General features: G+C 50.1%; 9 protein-coding genes. All 9 read right to left on the reverse strand.

Annotation, left to right across the window (positions count from 1 at the left end; genetic code table 11):
- Positions 1 to 1,971: SusC/RagA family TonB-linked outer membrane protein (locus VIM72_RS12630; protein ID WP_332003190.1), on the reverse strand; the 1,971-nt coding region annotated here is incomplete at its 3' end.
- Between the two features lie 36 nt (positions 1,972 to 2,007).
- Positions 2,008 to 3,714, reverse strand: coding sequence for a RagB/SusD family nutrient uptake outer membrane protein (locus VIM72_RS12635; protein ID WP_332003191.1), 1,707 nt, complete (start codon positions 3,712 to 3,714; stop codon positions 2,008 to 2,010).
- Between the two features lie 10 nt (positions 3,715 to 3,724).
- Complete coding sequence (locus tag VIM72_RS12640) at positions 3,725 to 6,802, reverse strand: SusC/RagA family TonB-linked outer membrane protein (protein ID WP_332003192.1); 3,078 nt, start codon at positions 6,800 to 6,802, stop codon at positions 3,725 to 3,727.
- Positions 6,803 to 6,826: 24 nt separating this feature from the next.
- The gene (locus tag VIM72_RS12645; RefSeq protein ID WP_332003193.1) at positions 6,827 to 7,786 is read right to left on the reverse strand and encodes a DUF4961 domain-containing protein; all 960 of its coding nucleotides are present in this window, start codon (positions 7,784 to 7,786) and stop codon (positions 6,827 to 6,829) included.
- A 21-nt stretch (positions 7,787 to 7,807) separates the two neighbouring features.
- Positions 7,808 to 8,245, reverse strand: a complete 438-nt coding sequence (locus tag VIM72_RS12650) for a DUF5004 domain-containing protein (RefSeq protein ID WP_332003194.1) — start codon at positions 8,243 to 8,245, stop codon at positions 7,808 to 7,810.
- Positions 8,246 to 8,256: 11 nt separating this feature from the next.
- Positions 8,257 to 9,966, reverse strand: a complete 1,710-nt coding sequence (locus tag VIM72_RS12655) for a RagB/SusD family nutrient uptake outer membrane protein (protein ID WP_332003195.1) — start codon at positions 9,964 to 9,966, stop codon at positions 8,257 to 8,259.
- A 187-nt stretch (positions 9,967 to 10,153) separates the two neighbouring features.
- The gene (locus tag VIM72_RS12660; RefSeq protein WP_332003196.1) at positions 10,154 to 12,466 is read right to left on the reverse strand and encodes a GH92 family glycosyl hydrolase; all 2,313 of its coding nucleotides are present in this window, start codon (positions 12,464 to 12,466) and stop codon (positions 10,154 to 10,156) included.
- A gap of 2 nt (positions 12,467 to 12,468) precedes the next feature.
- Positions 12,469 to 13,845, reverse strand: coding sequence for an SGNH/GDSL hydrolase family protein (locus VIM72_RS12665; protein WP_332003197.1), 1,377 nt, complete (start codon positions 13,843 to 13,845; stop codon positions 12,469 to 12,471).
- Positions 13,846 to 13,854: 9 nt separating this feature from the next.
- On the reverse strand, positions 13,855 to 15,799 hold a 1,945-nt coding region (locus tag VIM72_RS12670), incomplete at its 5' end, for a glycoside hydrolase family 38 C-terminal domain-containing protein (RefSeq protein ID WP_332003198.1).

Here is a 15,799-nt window from a genome sequence, read left to right on the forward strand (position 1 = left end):
GCCATTTACATATTCCTGGCGATACAGGTAACGGTTGCCCGAAGTAACATCTGAACCAACCACACCATATGATCCGCGTATTTTCAGCAGGCTTACAAAGGAGATATTATTTTTGAAGAAGGGTTCTTCCGAGATGCTCCAGCCTGCGCCCACAGCCGGGAAGAAGCCGTTACGCTTTTTCGCCTGGAACCTGTCGGACCCATTGTAGGCGCCGTTGAAGTCGAGCAGGTACTTTTGTTTGTAGTTGTAACCCACTTTAAAGGAGAAACCCCTGAAATTAGCAGGAATATCAGCCTTCGACGTATAGCTTTGCCTGTTATACAGGGCCAGCCCGTTAAACGAATGATCGCCGAAAACACGGTTATAACTAAGGAAAGCCTGTGTATTTACATTCCGGCTATAGAGATCTGTATTGCCTGTAACCCGGTACTTCTGCAGGCGATAGTTGCCGCGCGGATCGAGGGTGTACGACTGGTCGGCCGGGTTGTAATGATAAGAAGGCGGCTCCGCTTCGCGGAACAGGTTCCTGGCGTATTGCTCTATGCCGCCATAGGCGATACGGCCGGTGAGCGATAATCCTTTCGTGAGGAAATCGAGTTGCTGCGTTATATCATACAGCACATCGAAGTCCGTTCTTTTAGTGCGACTGTAACCGCCGTTAGCCAGCCTTGCGTTGAGGGTTGGCAACGCATCCTTTGTATCTGCTGCGTAAGCATAGCTGCCATTGGGGTTCATCATTGGCGCAGAGTAAGGATGTATCTTCTCAAAGTTATATACTTCCGATACCACGTTGGCCGATTTGGGCTGGTTAATATCACCAAAGCGGGTAGTGAGATTCAGCCGCATCGTTAATGTTTTGGTAGCGCGCATATCCAGATTGGAGCGGAAATTATACCTGCGGAAGAAGTAGTTGGTGTTCACCTCGTTCCTTGGATCAGAGAAATCTTTTACCAACCCGTTTTGCGTAAGGAAACCTCCGGAGATAAAGTATTTCACGGCATCCGTACCACCGGAAACATCCACGTTGGTATTGGCCTGGTAAGCATGCTTTTTAAATACCGCATCGTACCAGTTGATATCAGGATGCCCGTAAGGATCGGCGCCGCTTTTAAACAGTTCAAGATCCTGCGCTGTGAACTTAGGCGCGAGACCATCGTTTTTGTAGGCTTCATTTACCAGTGTAGCCGCATCGTAGGAGTTGAGGAACTTCGGCGTTTTCACAGGCGATTGCTGCCCGGACTCTACGCGCACATTCACCTGTGGAAGCCCGGCTTTACCACGGCGGGTAGATACCACCAGTACACCGTTCGCTCCTTTGATACCATAGATGGCTGTGGTAGATGCATCTTTCAGAATGGAAATACTTTCGATCTCGTTTACATTGATCTGTTGTAACTGGTCGTAAGAATATTCAATATCATCTACAATGATCAGCGGTTTATTGCCATCTGCATTCAGCGAGCTGACACCACGGATGAAGAAGTCCGACGCATCTTTTCCCGGTTGACCTGAACGTTGCTGCGACACAAATCCCGGCAGTTTACCCATCAGCGCATTCTGCACATTGGCCGTAGGCACATTCCTGATTTCCGAACCGGTAATGGCGCTTACTGCACCGGTATTGGTGATACGTTTAGCGGTATTGAATCCCACTACCACCACTTCATCGATGCCTTGTGTGGACGATTGCAACACTATATCAACAGCGTCGCGGCCGGCCACATCCACTTCCTGGGCGGAGAAGCCTATGAGCTTTACAATCAGTGTATGCGATGTGCCTTTCAGCGTGAGTTTGAACCGGCCGTTGGCATCGGCTATCACCCCGTTGGCAGGCATGCCCTTTTCCGAAATGGAAGCGCCGGGCAATACGCCGTTCATATCTTTTACCGTACCGCTTACAATTCTTTGCTGGGCCGTTGCGAGGAACGGTGCAGGGAGCAGCAGCAGGAGAAACAGTATTATATTTTTCATCTTCAGTCAGTTAAATTTCTTGTAAGGGATATGACTTTACCAGCCTGGGTTCTGGCGCATGTTATCGTTCTTCACCACTTCGTCATAAGGGATCGGGTACAGGTACATTTTTGGCGCAGCAAAAACAGGTTTGAACACCTCGGCTACATTGTAATTAAAGCCCGGTCCTTCCTTGACGATGCTCATACCATGCAACGCTTTGCTGTATACCTGCTGTGCAATTTTCCAGCGGCGGATGTCCCAGAAGCGGTGCTCTTCAAAAGCCAGTTCTATCCTTCTTTCATTGCGTATTACATTACGCATCTCATCTGCTGTCATATTCTCACGAAGGCCATACATACCATTATCGCCAGGGGCGATGCCTGCACGGGCGCGCAGGTCTTTCAGCACCTGGTATACAGCTGCAGTGGGGCCGCTGTATTCATTCTCTGCTTCCGCAAAATTGAGCAGCACTTCCGTGTAGCGCAGTATGATCCAGTCATGGCTGGTATTGCTGTATTGTGTAGCGTTTTCAAAGTTGCCCATGAACTTGCGCAGGTAATACGATGTTTTGGTACCGGGTTCTGCTCCACCCGGCCTGTTCTGCCCGCCTTCAAATGTTTGCAGTTCCGTATTCAGCCATCGGGCGCCGTTGTACAGGATGGTCATAGCCAGCCGCGGATCGCGGTTGGCATAAGGATTATTGGAGTTATAGCCCGATGCGGGATCAGTGATCGGCACACCGTTACCGGCAGGAAATGCATCCACCAGTTCCTGGGTGGGATTGGTGCGCCCTCTCGCTACTGCTGCAAAACCTACCGGCCCGTTGGCACTTTCAATTTCAGTAGAGTTTCCACCCTGGCGGAAGAAGATCACTTCACTGTTGTTTTGGGTAATAAATACATCTTTGAAATTGGGCAGCAACGAAAAAGTCTTTTCATTGATCAGGTCGTGGGCTGCATCCGCCGCCAGCTTCCAGCGTTCCTTATCATAGCTGGCGTATCCTGTGAGCGCATTGCCCGCTTCTATATTCTGCCCGTTGAACAAGGGGCTCGCAGCATATAACAACACACGCGCTTTTAATGCCAGCGCAGCGCCCCTGGTAGCGCGGTGGCTGTTCAGCTCCGGCGCCACTACAGGATTAGGCCGTAGACTATCCTTAATAGCATCGCATTCGTTTACAATATAGTTCACACAGTCGGCGAAAGAACTGCGTGGTATCTGTACATCATCTCCCAATTCCCTTACCTTATCTCCCATCAACGGTATACCACCATAGCGTTTCAGCAGCTCAAAATAAAACAACGCCCTGATGAAGCGGGCTTCTGCTTTCCAGGCGTAACGGATGGAAGCGCCGTTGGGTAATTTTTCTTTTACGGGCGATACATCGATGTTGGATACAAAAAGACTGGCAGCCCTGATAGCGGCGTAGCAATTGTTCCAGGGCGATTCATCTGCGATAGCAGCGTAAGAGGTATAAGCGCCTGTTGCCAGTTGCGACACGGAGGAAGTGCCCACCAAACCGGAGATAGCATCATCAGATGCAGCATCCAGCAGGTCGCCGCCTACCCGGTTGTAGCCACCGGGCAGTTTGGAATAAATGCTGTTGAGGAATTTATTGGCGTATGTGCCCAGTGAATCATCCTGGTCAAATACATACTCGATGGTTACCTTTTCGAGCGGAATAACTTCGTAATCTTTCCTGCAGCTGATAACGGCAGTCATACAGCCGGCCAGGAAGATCAATATGCGGAAATATTTCATGATGCTTTGTTTAGAATTTTATGTTGATACCTGTGTTCAATACCCGTTGGATAGGATACGCTCCTACGCCTACTTCAGGATCAACAAAATCATATGCTGCATGTGTAAACAGGTTCTGTGCATTGGCAAACACTTTTACGCTGCCCAGCTTCACGCGGTTTGTCCACCTGTAAGGAAGATTATACGCAACGTTTATATTCTTCAGCCGGAAGTAATTGCCGTTGCGGATCCAGAAGGACGATGATACCTTGTTATAGGTATTATTGGCATCGGCGGTTAAACGCGGGTAGGTAGCCGTAGCCGCTGATTCCGGCGTCCAGCGGCCGGTGATCTGCTCATACGCCTGGCCATAGGTAAAATTCATAAACTGGAACCCTGCTTCGGTAGCGCTGTTATCTATATAATTCACCCGGTTGGCTACGCCCTGTAACAATGCGCTGGCTTCTATTCCTTTCCAGGAAAAACCCACGTTAACACCGTAATAAATGCGTGGCCTATAAATACCAATAGGCGCTTCATCAAACTGGTTGATAACGCCATCGCCATTCAGGTCTTTGTAACGTATGTCGCCGGGCAATGGTTTGTAACCGGCGATGGTGGCGCTGCCTGCGGCTTCTTCGGCACTCTGGAAAAATCCATCGGCGATATAGCCAAAGCGCATGCCTACCGGTTGCCCTGTTCTTTTATTCCACTCATAATCGCGGCGCTGCTCATCCATAAACACCACTTTGGTGCCTTCTATGCTACCGTTGGCGGTGATGAAGTAATTAAAGTCTTTCACCCTGCCCTGGTAGGTAACGGTCAGTTCCCCGCCCTGGTACAGGTTAATACCGATATTCTCCGGCGGGTAAGCGGCGCCGGACAGCGCGATGCTTTTTCCACGTATCTGTAAAAGATCTTCATAACGGTCGTGGTAATAATCGCCGGTTATCTGCAACTTGTTACCAAACAGGGAAACATCCATTCCCACATCCATTTTGCGGGCGGTTTCCCAGGAGATATTCACATTGGCCAGGCCGTTCTCCTTAAAGCCCGAAGCTGGTGAACGGGCCGTTCCCTGGGAGTAAATGCCACCGCCTATGCCATTGTCTTCGCTGAAGTCCTGGCGCCAGAGGTAATAGCCTGAGTTATCAATACCATTACCGGTATGTGCATAGGTAGCGCGCAGTTTCAACTGGTTCAGCCAGTGGCTGTTTTCCCTGAGAAAGCTTTCCTGTGCAAGGTCCCAGCCGATACCTCCTGCGAAGAAGTTACCATATTGTTTGCCGGGCAGATAGCGGTTGAAGCCACTCCTGTTAACCGCGCCTTCTATGAAATATTTGTCTGCATAACTATAGGCCACTTTAGCGGACAGGTTGGTAGACTTACCCGGGAGGTCATAATTAAAGATAGTTTGCCTGGTATCTGCCAGCACTACGGCATTCACGCCATGACGTCCAAATTGCCGGTCGTAGTTCAGTGATACCTGGCCAAAAAAGTATTGTGCATTAAAAACGGAAATGAAATTATTCTGCTGTGCCATAGCACTGCCATACTTCGTATACAGCGTATCTTCCTCGTCGATGGACACTTTGTATACCAGGTCTCTTTTACTACGGTCTATCGCATTGGCTGATTGAATAGACAGGTTGCCCTTACCTTTTACAGAAAGCCCCGGCAGCCAATCGCCCAGGTTATAGCGCAGGTCCACATTAGCCATTACGTCTTTGCTGTTGTCCTGGATATAACCGCTGTTGAGCGTTTGCGATAAGAGGTTGGTGGTGAGGTTACTGGTACCGCCCCAGCTGCCGTTGGGATTATAAACAGGATAGGCGCCATTGGGTGTGGACAACAAACCGCCCAATACAGTACCGATGCCTGCACCGGGTTGTGTTCCTTCCTGGAGACGGCCAAAGAGCTGCATGCCTACATTGAAATTCCTGCTCACATCGATATTCACATCCGTGTTGATAAGATAACGTTTCAGCCCGGCGTTGGTATTATAGTTATTGGCAGAAGAAGTATTGAAGATGCCTTGCTGACCGGTATAGTTCAGCGATACAGAATACCGCGCCGTATTGCCGCCCCCGTTGATGTTCAGGTTGTAGCGCGACATGGGCGCGTTATCACGCAGCACCGCATCGTACCAGTTTACATCCGGGTGAGTATAAGGTGTTGAATGATCGCGGAAAGCGATAAAATCAGCTTCTTTGTATAAGGGTTCCTTACCATCATTCTGCAGGGCTTCGTTCAGCAGGTAAGCGTATTGCCAGGAGGGCAATGGCTTTGGCAGGGAGAGCGACTGCTGAATACCTGTTTGCGCGGTGAAAGATACGCGGGGTTTACCTGCCCGGGCGCGTTTGGTGGTTACCAGTAATACGCCGCGGGAGCTGCGCTGCCCCAGCATAATAGTAGACAGCCCATCTTTCAATACAGAAATGGATTCAATATTTTCCGGGTCTATGGAAAAGAGATCCCGTTGTATACCATCTACAATAGTAACCGGTACCTGCCCCCGTAACGATAAATTCATTTCGGTATTATCGTTCGGTTCTGATGCGCCTGGTTTTGGAATATTGCCGATGAAGATATCCACATCGAAATTATTGGTGGTACCCGGGTTCCGGAACCCGCTTACCTGCTGTGTGTACAGGCCCGCCAAACGGCCGGGCAACGCATAGGCATACAAGGTAGCTGGCGTAGTAGAAAGTTGGTTGGTATATACCGTTGCGATAGAGCCTACTGAACTTTTCACAGATGCTTCCCCGTAGAGCACAGGGATACGTTGTGGCAAAGGGATAAACAGTTCATCCATACGCAGGGTGATAGCGGTGTCCTGTACCTTCTGCTCTATTTCCCTGTAACCGGGATGCCGGAAAACCAAGGTAGTATTCCTGGCAGCGCGTATGGTAAAAGCGCCATTCGCATTGGTGCTGGTACTGTCGCCGGTATTTTTTATGAAGATGGCGACCCCTGCGAGCGGCTGGCCATAATTATCTATCAGCCTGCCGGAGATAGCGCCGGTTTGCTGTGCCTGCGCGTTCCCGCATAGCGCGAGTACAAAACAGGCAAAGGCTGGGATATATTTTTTAATGTAGCTGTGAGCCATTGTATCAGTTTTATGGAACGGAGGTTATTGACATTTGAATGTGTACACGAAAGGAGCAGTGGTATTGCCGAATCCAACCTTTACCGCACCGCTGACATCTGTAAAAAAGTACTCGATCTTCTCCAGTGTTTGCCCTTCCTGCAGGTTGAAGTATGCCCGGGGCCAGATGGTGATAGCGGATTTTTTACCGGTGTAGGCTTTCAGTTTTGAGGCGTCTGTTTGCGTACATACTTCAAGTACCTGCCCGTTGCTGGTATAACCTTTTGCGCACAGGTAAATATTGCTTACGCCATTGAGCGCGGTTTGCACTACTTCCGGGTCAAAGCTCATGGTGAGGAAATCATTGTCCGTAGCCGATCCTGGCGTTACTGCCGCTATCTGCGGGTTACAGAAATCGATGAGATCGCCCTGGCCATCTGTTATGGAGAAGCAATCTTTGAACTGGCACTTATATACGTTATTGGAGCCGAATACATCGCTGAGCCCATCGCTGCTGGTGCCCAGGAAGTAGCCGGTTTTAAACTGCATATTTTCCGGGCCGGGCTTAATTACCATCGTTACATCGATGTTATCTTTTACGCCCTGTGGCACATTATAGGCCTGCTCAGTCCAGAACACTACCCATTCCAGGTCGTCTGTCATATAGTTGCCGCCCATGCCAAACCGGTCTTTCAGCGCAGCCGGCCATGTTTTTCCGCTAACGGTAACCGTTGAAGGCACCGGTACCATTTTACCGTTGCCATATGAATGAGTGGTAAAAGTGATCTTTGCATTAGCGGCGGCGGCCCAGCTTTTAGGCGCCAGGAAGCCAACGATCAGTCTTACGCCCGACCGCCCTCCATCCGCTACATCGATGCGGTTATGCATAGTGATGGTCATTTCCTGGTCTGCTTTTGCAGAGGAGGGCTGGTCCACACCGTCGAGGAATACGCAACCGGCCAGCAGGAGCAGGAACAGGACGATACCGTAAGTATATTTTTTCATAACGCGTTGCATTGTGTTGGATCAGGGATTTAATCTTTCAAGAGTGTAGAGGTAAGTATTGGCGGTGCAACCGGGGCTGAACGAAAAGCTCATGTTCCGTTTGCCGTTTACCACCGGGTAGGAAAATGTAGTACTGACCGGTGCGCTGTTACCTGTTTGACTGAAGCTGATCCGGAAAGGATATTTGGGATCATCCAGCGAATAGCTGCCGTTTTTGCTGACTACAAAAGGCAGTGGATTTTCGATGGTATATTGCAGATCGGTGGTGAAACGGATCCTGAACTTTGTGAAATCCGTGAGCGTGGTGATATCCACACCATTGCGGACGGCCTTAACGATACGCCATTCGCCGGCAATATCTTTTACCGGCTCAGGCACCATTATTTCATTGCGGTGGCAGGAGTTGATGATGAGTACCAGTATTGGCATCAGTAAACATACCGGGAATCTTGATTTCATATTTTTACTTTTTACCAGGATGGATTTTGTTTTAGCTCAGGAGATTTGGCTGTTTCGCCCTGGGGGATAGCCCACAGGTACATGGCATCGCGGAAATTATGTTTGCGTACCGGGAAGATGGTATAGGTTACATTAGCGCCGTTGCGTCGTACTTCCATGCCGGTCATCTGTTTATTTTCCGTTTGTGCAGCTATTTTCCATCTTCTTACATCCCAGAAGCGATGGCCTTCAAAAGCCAGCTCCACTCTTCTCTCCGCGTGAATGGCTTCCCGCATCTGTTCTTTGGAAAGCCCTGCAGGGAGCTCGTAAGGCGATAACCCGGCGCGTTTACGCACCAGCGCTACCGCGTTATATACTTCGGCCACCGGGCCTGCGTATTCGTTCTGTGCTTCGGCGTAGTTGAGCAATACTTCTGCGTATCGCATCAGCGGGAAGCAGCGTTGGGAACCGTGTATAAAGTTCGCCGCGATGTTTTCGTCAAGCATCTTGTTGGTGTAGTAACCGGTGGGCGTTCCCGCATGTACGGCATCCTGGCTCACGCCTTTGCCATCGGGCCCCAGGAAAATATTAACAGGTTCTTTCAGCCCGGTATTCTGTATCAGCGGCGTTTGGTCGCGGATCACGGAGTAAGCCAAACGGGGATCGCGGTTGCTGTATGGATTGGCAGCATCATAACCGGACGAAGGATCTGTAATGGCTTTACCGTTGGCCATACCGAAAGCGTCTACAAAATCCTGGTAAGGAAAGCCGCCCTGGGCGCCATTCCTGGATGGTGGCTGCCAGGCCGATTCCAGTTCACGGTTACCGCCCTGCATTTTAGCGAGGATATATTCTGGATTCACCCGGAGGGTAAATACTTTATAAAAACCATAACCCGGTGCAGTGGTATTGTCTTCATTCAGGGAATACGCAGCCGTGTTCATCACCGCGGCAGCTGCATCGGCGGCCAGTTTCCAGCGCTCCGGTACATTATCCGGGTAACAGGTGGCGGCATCCGCTTTATTGATACCACCGCCATTAAAGAGCGGGCTGGCCGCATACAGCAGTACTCTTGCTTTCAGCGCCATAGCAGCGCCGCCGCTGGCGCGGCCATAGTCTTCCCGGATCCTTACCAGCGGCAATACCGCCGCAGCGGCATCACATTCCGATACGATATAGTCCACACACTCCTTATAGGAATTGCGCACAGCAGGGATCTTATCTTCCACTTTATACACCGAGTCGCCGATCAGTGGAATACCGCCATAGTGTTTTAACAGATCGGCATAATACCATGCTCTCAGGAAGCGTGCTTCCGCGCTCATCACGTTGCGGATATGCGAAGGGATGGGCGAGCCGGGCAGGTGCTTCAGCAACTGGTTCACCCTGCGGATATTAGTGTAGGGCGTATTCCAGGCATCGGCGCTGATGATGGAAGGATTAACCGTGCCCGTGGCAAACTGGATAGAGGTGGTAACCGTAGCGGATTTTTGGGGCTCGGCTTCATCGCAGGAAGCATCGAGGCCGCCGTTACCAAAGCGGGTAGCGCTTTCCGCGAAACCGATGTCGATATAAATGTTGGTAAGGAAAGCTACTGTGCGGGCGCTGTCGGAAAATACCGTTTGCTCGTCCAGGTTAGTCGTTTCCGTCTGGTCCAGGAAGTTCTTTTTACCACAGGAAACCAGGGTAAATATTCCTATGCATAGGCATACAGGAGCAGTGAATGCGAATTTCATTTTCATAACGTTAATACGTGTTTGCATCCGGCTTTTTGGTGATAAAATTTACATACGTGGCATGCCGTCCCCTGTCTGCAGAAGCAGTCATCTGCAGCAGGGGCGACCCGGGATATTTTCTGATTGGTTACTGTTAGTCCCTATGGTACTGACACCTTAGAAAAGCGGTACCGCCATCCTTCCTTTAATTTTTTTATTTAATTCCCCAATGCTTTGCCGGTTGGCTACCCATTTCCAGTACCAGGGTTCCGCCGGCGGTAATATCAGCATGATTAATATAACAGTGAGGATATGGTTTCCCGTTTAACCAGGCACGCTGGATATAGCGGTTGGCGGGTGAATTATTACGGGCGGTAATAACAAACTGTTTACCTTTTGCATAAGCAGGATCAAGAGAGATAGTAATGTTACTGAACACCGGGCTGGTGATCTCGTACCGGGGACTTCCGGGACATAGCGGGTGCAAACCGCTGGCCGCCAGTACATACCAGGCCGACATCTGCCCTACATCTTCATTTCCTACCAGTCCTTCCACGGAATTATGATAGGCGCGGGCGCAGATCTCCCGGGTCCATTGCTGGGTGAGCCAGGGAGCGCCCAGGCGGTTGAACAGGAAAGGTACATGATGCACCGGTTCATTGGCATGATTGTAATAATCGTTCCACATCATGTTTTGCGGTACCTTCTCAAAAAACGTCTCCAGGTCGGCCAGTACTTTTTCCTTTCCACCCATGAGGGCTACCATGCCCGGTACATCCTGCGGCACAAACCAGCCTTGCTGGTAAGGGCTGCTTTCAATAGTACCATAGCCCTGCTGCATGCGGCCATCTGCCGGCCAGGGTTGCCAGCTGCCGTCATCGTTACGGGGGCGGAACCAGCCTTTCGCCGTATCAAATACATTCCTGTAATTGGCGCCACGGGACAGGTATATTTTTGCGTCTTCTTTCTTTCCAAGTGAGGCGGCCAGTTTACCTAAGCACCAATCAAAATAAGCATATTCCAAAGTGAGCGACACGCTTAATCCACCGGTGGAATATCCTTTGCTGCCGTTGCCAAATTTCTCCACGGAATTTTTGGCAAAGGCATACCCTTTATTGATATCAAATCCACGTATACCTTTCGCCCAGGCATCCGCCATTACAGATACGGCCGGGTTACCGATCATACAACCGCTGTAGGCGTTCAGGAATTCCCAGCGCTCCAGGTATTGGTTGCCGGTTTCATCTGCCAGCGTTACCAGCGAATTTACCATGTCGTTCACCACCCGTGGATGAATGATGGTTTGCAACGGCATCTGGCTGCGGAATACATCCCATCCGCTGAAGATGGTACGTTTGCTGAAGTTTTTAACGGCATGTACTTTTCCATCTCCCCCTATATATTTTCCATCCACATCGGAAAAATTGCGGGGATCAATCATGGTATGATACAGTGCTGTGTAGAATACTTTCTTTTCCTCTTCCGTGCCGCCGGTGATCGTCATTTTTCCCAGGGCTTTGTTCCATGAATCAAATGCCTGTTGCTTTACCGCGTCAAAATTCCAGTCTTTTATTTCCGTTTGCAGGTTGTTTTTAGCGCCTTCAATACTTACGAAAGAAATACCTGCTTTCAGCAGTACTGCCTCCTGTTCCGTGGTGGTAAATTCCGTGTAGAAGCCAAGATGTTTTCCTGCTTTCTCTTTCGTACCTGGCGTTACAGTTGCGTTTGCGATCTGTTGCTGGTAGCGGGCGCTTTCCACATCCTCGCGTTTGCGCGACCATCCGTCCGGGATGTCTGCGCTCCAGGTACCGTAGTTGGAAAGCGGTTTACTGAATTGCGCATAGAAGTAAACGGTATAATTGGCTTTCCCATCACCGTTACCCCAACCGCCGCCTTCCGGTGTGCATTGCATGTAACCGGCAATGGTGCTGTCGTTGATCACTTTTACTTCCTGCCAGGTGGAGGTACCTCCTACCCTGCGGGCCAGGTCAATCTGGATGCGCGACTGCTTCCCGGCGGGAAAAGTAAATCGCATGATGCCGCTATGCGGCGCGGCAGTCATTTCCGCGGTGATATTGTGCTCCGTTAATTTAACGCCGTAATACCCGGCGCTGGCTTTTTCTGTTTGTTTGGAATAGGCAGAACGATAGCCTTCCTCCGGGTGTTGCCGCCTGCCGGCAGCCGTTTGCAATGGGCCGGTGGCGGGCATTACAAGGAAATTACCCAGGTCGCCAAACCAGCCGATACCGCTCATTTGTGTAAAAGCAAATCCTTCTATGGTGGTATGTTCATAGCTGTACCCGGAGCCGTTATCGCCGCCGGTAATGGTATTGGGACTGAGCTGTACCATTCCGAAAGGCGTGGCTGCGCCGGGAAAAGTTTTCCCCAGGCCGTGATAAATACCTGCTGCGCCTTCGCTGGTGCTGGCGCCTATAAAAGGATTCACGTATGCAGCCGGGCCCTGGGCCTGCCCGTTAACAGCAGCTGAGAAAAGAGCTGAAAAAAATAGGAACGCAGTAATTTTCATCTTTACAATTTAACGATCTCAATTTTGTGAAGCACAGGTTTATTGATAGTGTAGATCAGGCGAATGATCGTATCAATTTCCTGTTGCCATGCAGCACGCAGCTCTTTGTACATGGCGGTTTCGTAAACTTCTTCATGATGGCGCAGCGCCCAGTCTGTTTTCGTATAGGCGCGGGCGCTATCCAGCGCAGCGGCATCATCCTGCATCAGTAAATGCTTTTTATCAAAGAAGTTGCTCTGCACCCAGTAGTAGCTGCGGAAACGGCTTTCTACTTCCGCACGGCGAAGGTTGAGCTGCATTACAGACAATGCCTGTTTATACTGCGGCGTTTGCGGCACAGTAGCCAGGTTGATGCCCTGTGCAAATGCGCCGGCAGACCATCTACCCACCGCATGACCATCTATCAGTAAAGTATACTCCCCGGAAGATAATCCATCTACCTGTAATATTTCCCTGTTAAAATCTTCCATGAAAGGAATCCAGTTTAGCGCATCAGATTGTTTCTGGCTGTTGCCCCAAATGCGGGCTACTGTATCTATAGGGAAAGGCAATGAAGCGGCCAGGTAACCGAAACTCACTTTACCGGCAGATGCATTCAGCTGGCTGACATTGCAATTTACCGCCTGCTGCAATTTACCGCTGCCGGCATTGATATGTACTTCCGCCACTGGTTTGCCGCTCAGGCCCTGGCTTTTCAGGAAAAGGGAAGCCATTACCAGGTGGCCTGCGTTACCGGGGTGTATGCGGTCGGAACCGATCATGGTAAAAGTGGAATCTTTTTGTTGCAGTTGTTCATTAATGGCCGTCATAGGACGGAAAAGATCCACAAAGCCCCAGTTATTCTTCCGGGCTGCCTCTTCCTGGAATTTTACGATTTCCAGCATGGCTTTATGTTTACCGGGAAATATATTCGTGTTGAACTTCGAGGTTTCATCATAAGGCGATGAAGACATCAGCACTTTTTGTATAGCCGGTAATTGCAGGAGCCGCTGTTCTATCTGTCCGTAACTGCGGCGGGAAGCGGCGATGCGCTCAGCTGCGGTTTTACCGGCATCTGCATTGTTGAACTCAAAATAACCGGTATCATTCATTCCAAATGTAAGCACCAGCACACTGGGCTTTTTGCCCAGCACATCATATTCAAGGCGACGGTAAATATCAGATGCTTTATCTCCCCCTATTCCCCCGTTCATGATCACCATTTTTTTACCGGGGAAATGAGTCATATAGTAGAGATAAATGTAAGAGACATAGGCGCCTGCTTCGGTAATGCTGTTACCTGTAAACACCACGCGGTCGTTTTGCTGAAAGGGCTTTACCTGCGCCTGCGCCAACAAAGTAGCAAGGCTTAACCCGAAAGAATACAATAGCTTTTTCATTATAGTAGTTTAATAATTTACAGATACATTTTTCAGCCGGATGGTGCGGATACCGAAACGCGGTATGGCCAGGCGGATGATGGTTTTACCGGATATTTTTCTTTGTGGTAAGACTTTGCCGGCAGTGCCATCCAGTTGTTCCATCAAAGCAGCCGTGGTGGCGCCGTTGAAAGTGAGCACACTTTCGCTGTTGTTGCCACCGGGATTATACAACCTGATCAGCAGGTCTGTTCCATCCATCAGCAATGTGGATGCCTGCCAGTTCTTATCCTGCAGGGCCAGCAATGAGAAATCCTTTCCGCCGGCTGAAGGCAGCACCTGCAATGGTTCGCACCAGCTTGTTTCTTCGTTACTGATGCCGCCGGTTTCCCAGTTGCCCTGATGAGGCACAATGGCATAGCTTACTGCCGTTGGCCCGGTGATATCATAATTACGGCCCCAGAGCGCCCTGCCGGCGTATTGCAGCGTAAGACCCAGCGGGTAGTCCTTTCCATGCACATAGCTGGTAGTATGATCGGTAAACAGGGCCATGCCGTTGTTGCCATCACTTACATCCGCCCAATGCAGGATCACGTTGTTTTTAATACTATCCCAGCTGCTGAAAAAGGTATTCTCCAGGCGGCTGCCGGTCACATCAAACGGGGCGTCTTTGCTTAGTTGTTGTTTGGTAAGATGAAGCGGGAACAATACCTGCAGTTTGCAGCTGTCGTTGTAGAATGCTTTATGATATGCCTCCGCACTGTAATCATCTGCCTGTGAATAGGCGCCTATACCGGGATTGCCTTTCCAGTTTATTTTCACCTTCATGTCAATTCTGCGCTGGCCGTTGGTGAATATCACCTGCTGTGTAAAAGGATGACCGGCAATGAAGCCGTTGATCTCTACAAACGTACCTGCCTTGTTACTTTCCCTGATGTGCACGGTGGCTGTGGTATCCATGCTGGAGCGCCAGGCTTTTTCATTGTAAAAATATCCTCTCAGTTCATTGAACCCGCGAGGGCTTTTTTTGTCCACCATTTCCTTGCCGGTAGTTTTTACTACCAGGCTGGTAATAACGCCTCCCTTTGCAGGGTCTATTTCCACGCGGTAGAGATCTGTTTCTATCTGAAGCAAATGATTTTCTTCGCGGACAGGCTGGTTATTCTCTCCCGTTGCCGGTTGCAATTTGTAAATGCTGAACCCCATTGGCGGCACGGTTGCTTTCATGCGCCCCTGCTGTGTTTCCACCGGCTTACCTTTACTGTTGGTCACTTTCCATTGCGTACCTTCCGGCAACTGCACCCACTCTTCGCGGGGTTGCGCGGTAGTGTTCAATGCACGGATATAGGTGTTGTGTTGATTATTTTTTTGTAAGATGTTATCGCTTACGGAAAGGGTATTATCTGTCCAGCGCTGTACTTTATCGATCCATGTATCGCCTTCGCGGCCATTGTAAGGTACAATCCAACAATCGTGGTGCTGAGCCAGCAGCAAGGTTTTCCAGGCAGTATCGAGTTGTTGCTGCGGCCAGGAAGTGTTATCACAAAGCGCGGTGATGGCCGCATACTTTTCTGCGCTTATCAATTTATTTTCCGCAGCTCTCACCTGTTGTGCAATACGTTGCAATACCTGCGCGCCCCACACCAGGCTTACCTGGATATCTTCCTGGCTTACTTTCCATACAGGCGTATTGCTGTGGTTGGCTATATTGCTGATATAATTCCGCCAGGTTTCGTATTTCGCGTGTTGTTTCAGCCAGGGGCCATTACGCCAGCCGGCGTCCTGCAGGCACATGCCCACAGGGTTTTCAATACCGGCGGCTTGTGCGGAGCGTATATACTCCCGGCCGTTATTCCAGGCGGTAGTTTGCCAGGTGGAATTAGGCAGTAGGGCTTCTGAACTATAGCGGGGCACGGTGAGCAGCTGGCTACCATCGGGGCCCTGCCATTGCACCAGTTCACCACCAAAGGCACGG

Source organism: Chitinophaga sp. (assembly GCF_036569185.1).
Taxonomy (GTDB): Bacteria; Bacteroidota; Bacteroidia; order Chitinophagales; family Chitinophagaceae; genus Chitinophaga.

Excerpts from the sequence above, each read along its gene's own strand:
- VIM72_RS12635 (WP_332003191.1), bottom strand. The coding sequence starts at position 3,714 with ATGAAATATTTCCGCATATTGATCTTCCTGGCCGGCTGTATGACTGCC.
- VIM72_RS12640 (WP_332003192.1), bottom strand. The coding sequence starts at position 6,802 with ATGGCTCACAGCTACATTAAAAAATATATCCCAGCCTTTGCCTGTTTT.
- VIM72_RS12645 (WP_332003193.1), bottom strand. The coding sequence starts at position 7,786 with ATGAAAAAATATACTTACGGTATCGTCCTGTTCCTGCTCCTGCTGGCC.
- VIM72_RS12650 (WP_332003194.1), bottom strand. The coding sequence starts at position 8,245 with ATGAAATCAAGATTCCCGGTATGTTTACTGATGCCAATACTGGTACTC.
- VIM72_RS12655 (WP_332003195.1), bottom strand. The coding sequence starts at position 9,966 with ATGAAAATGAAATTCGCATTCACTGCTCCTGTATGCCTATGCATAGGA.
- VIM72_RS12660 (WP_332003196.1), bottom strand. The coding sequence starts at position 12,466 with ATGAAAATTACTGCGTTCCTATTTTTTTCAGCTCTTTTCTCAGCTGCT.
- VIM72_RS12665 (WP_332003197.1), bottom strand. The coding sequence starts at position 13,845 with ATGAAAAAGCTATTGTATTCTTTCGGGTTAAGCCTTGCTACTTTGTTG.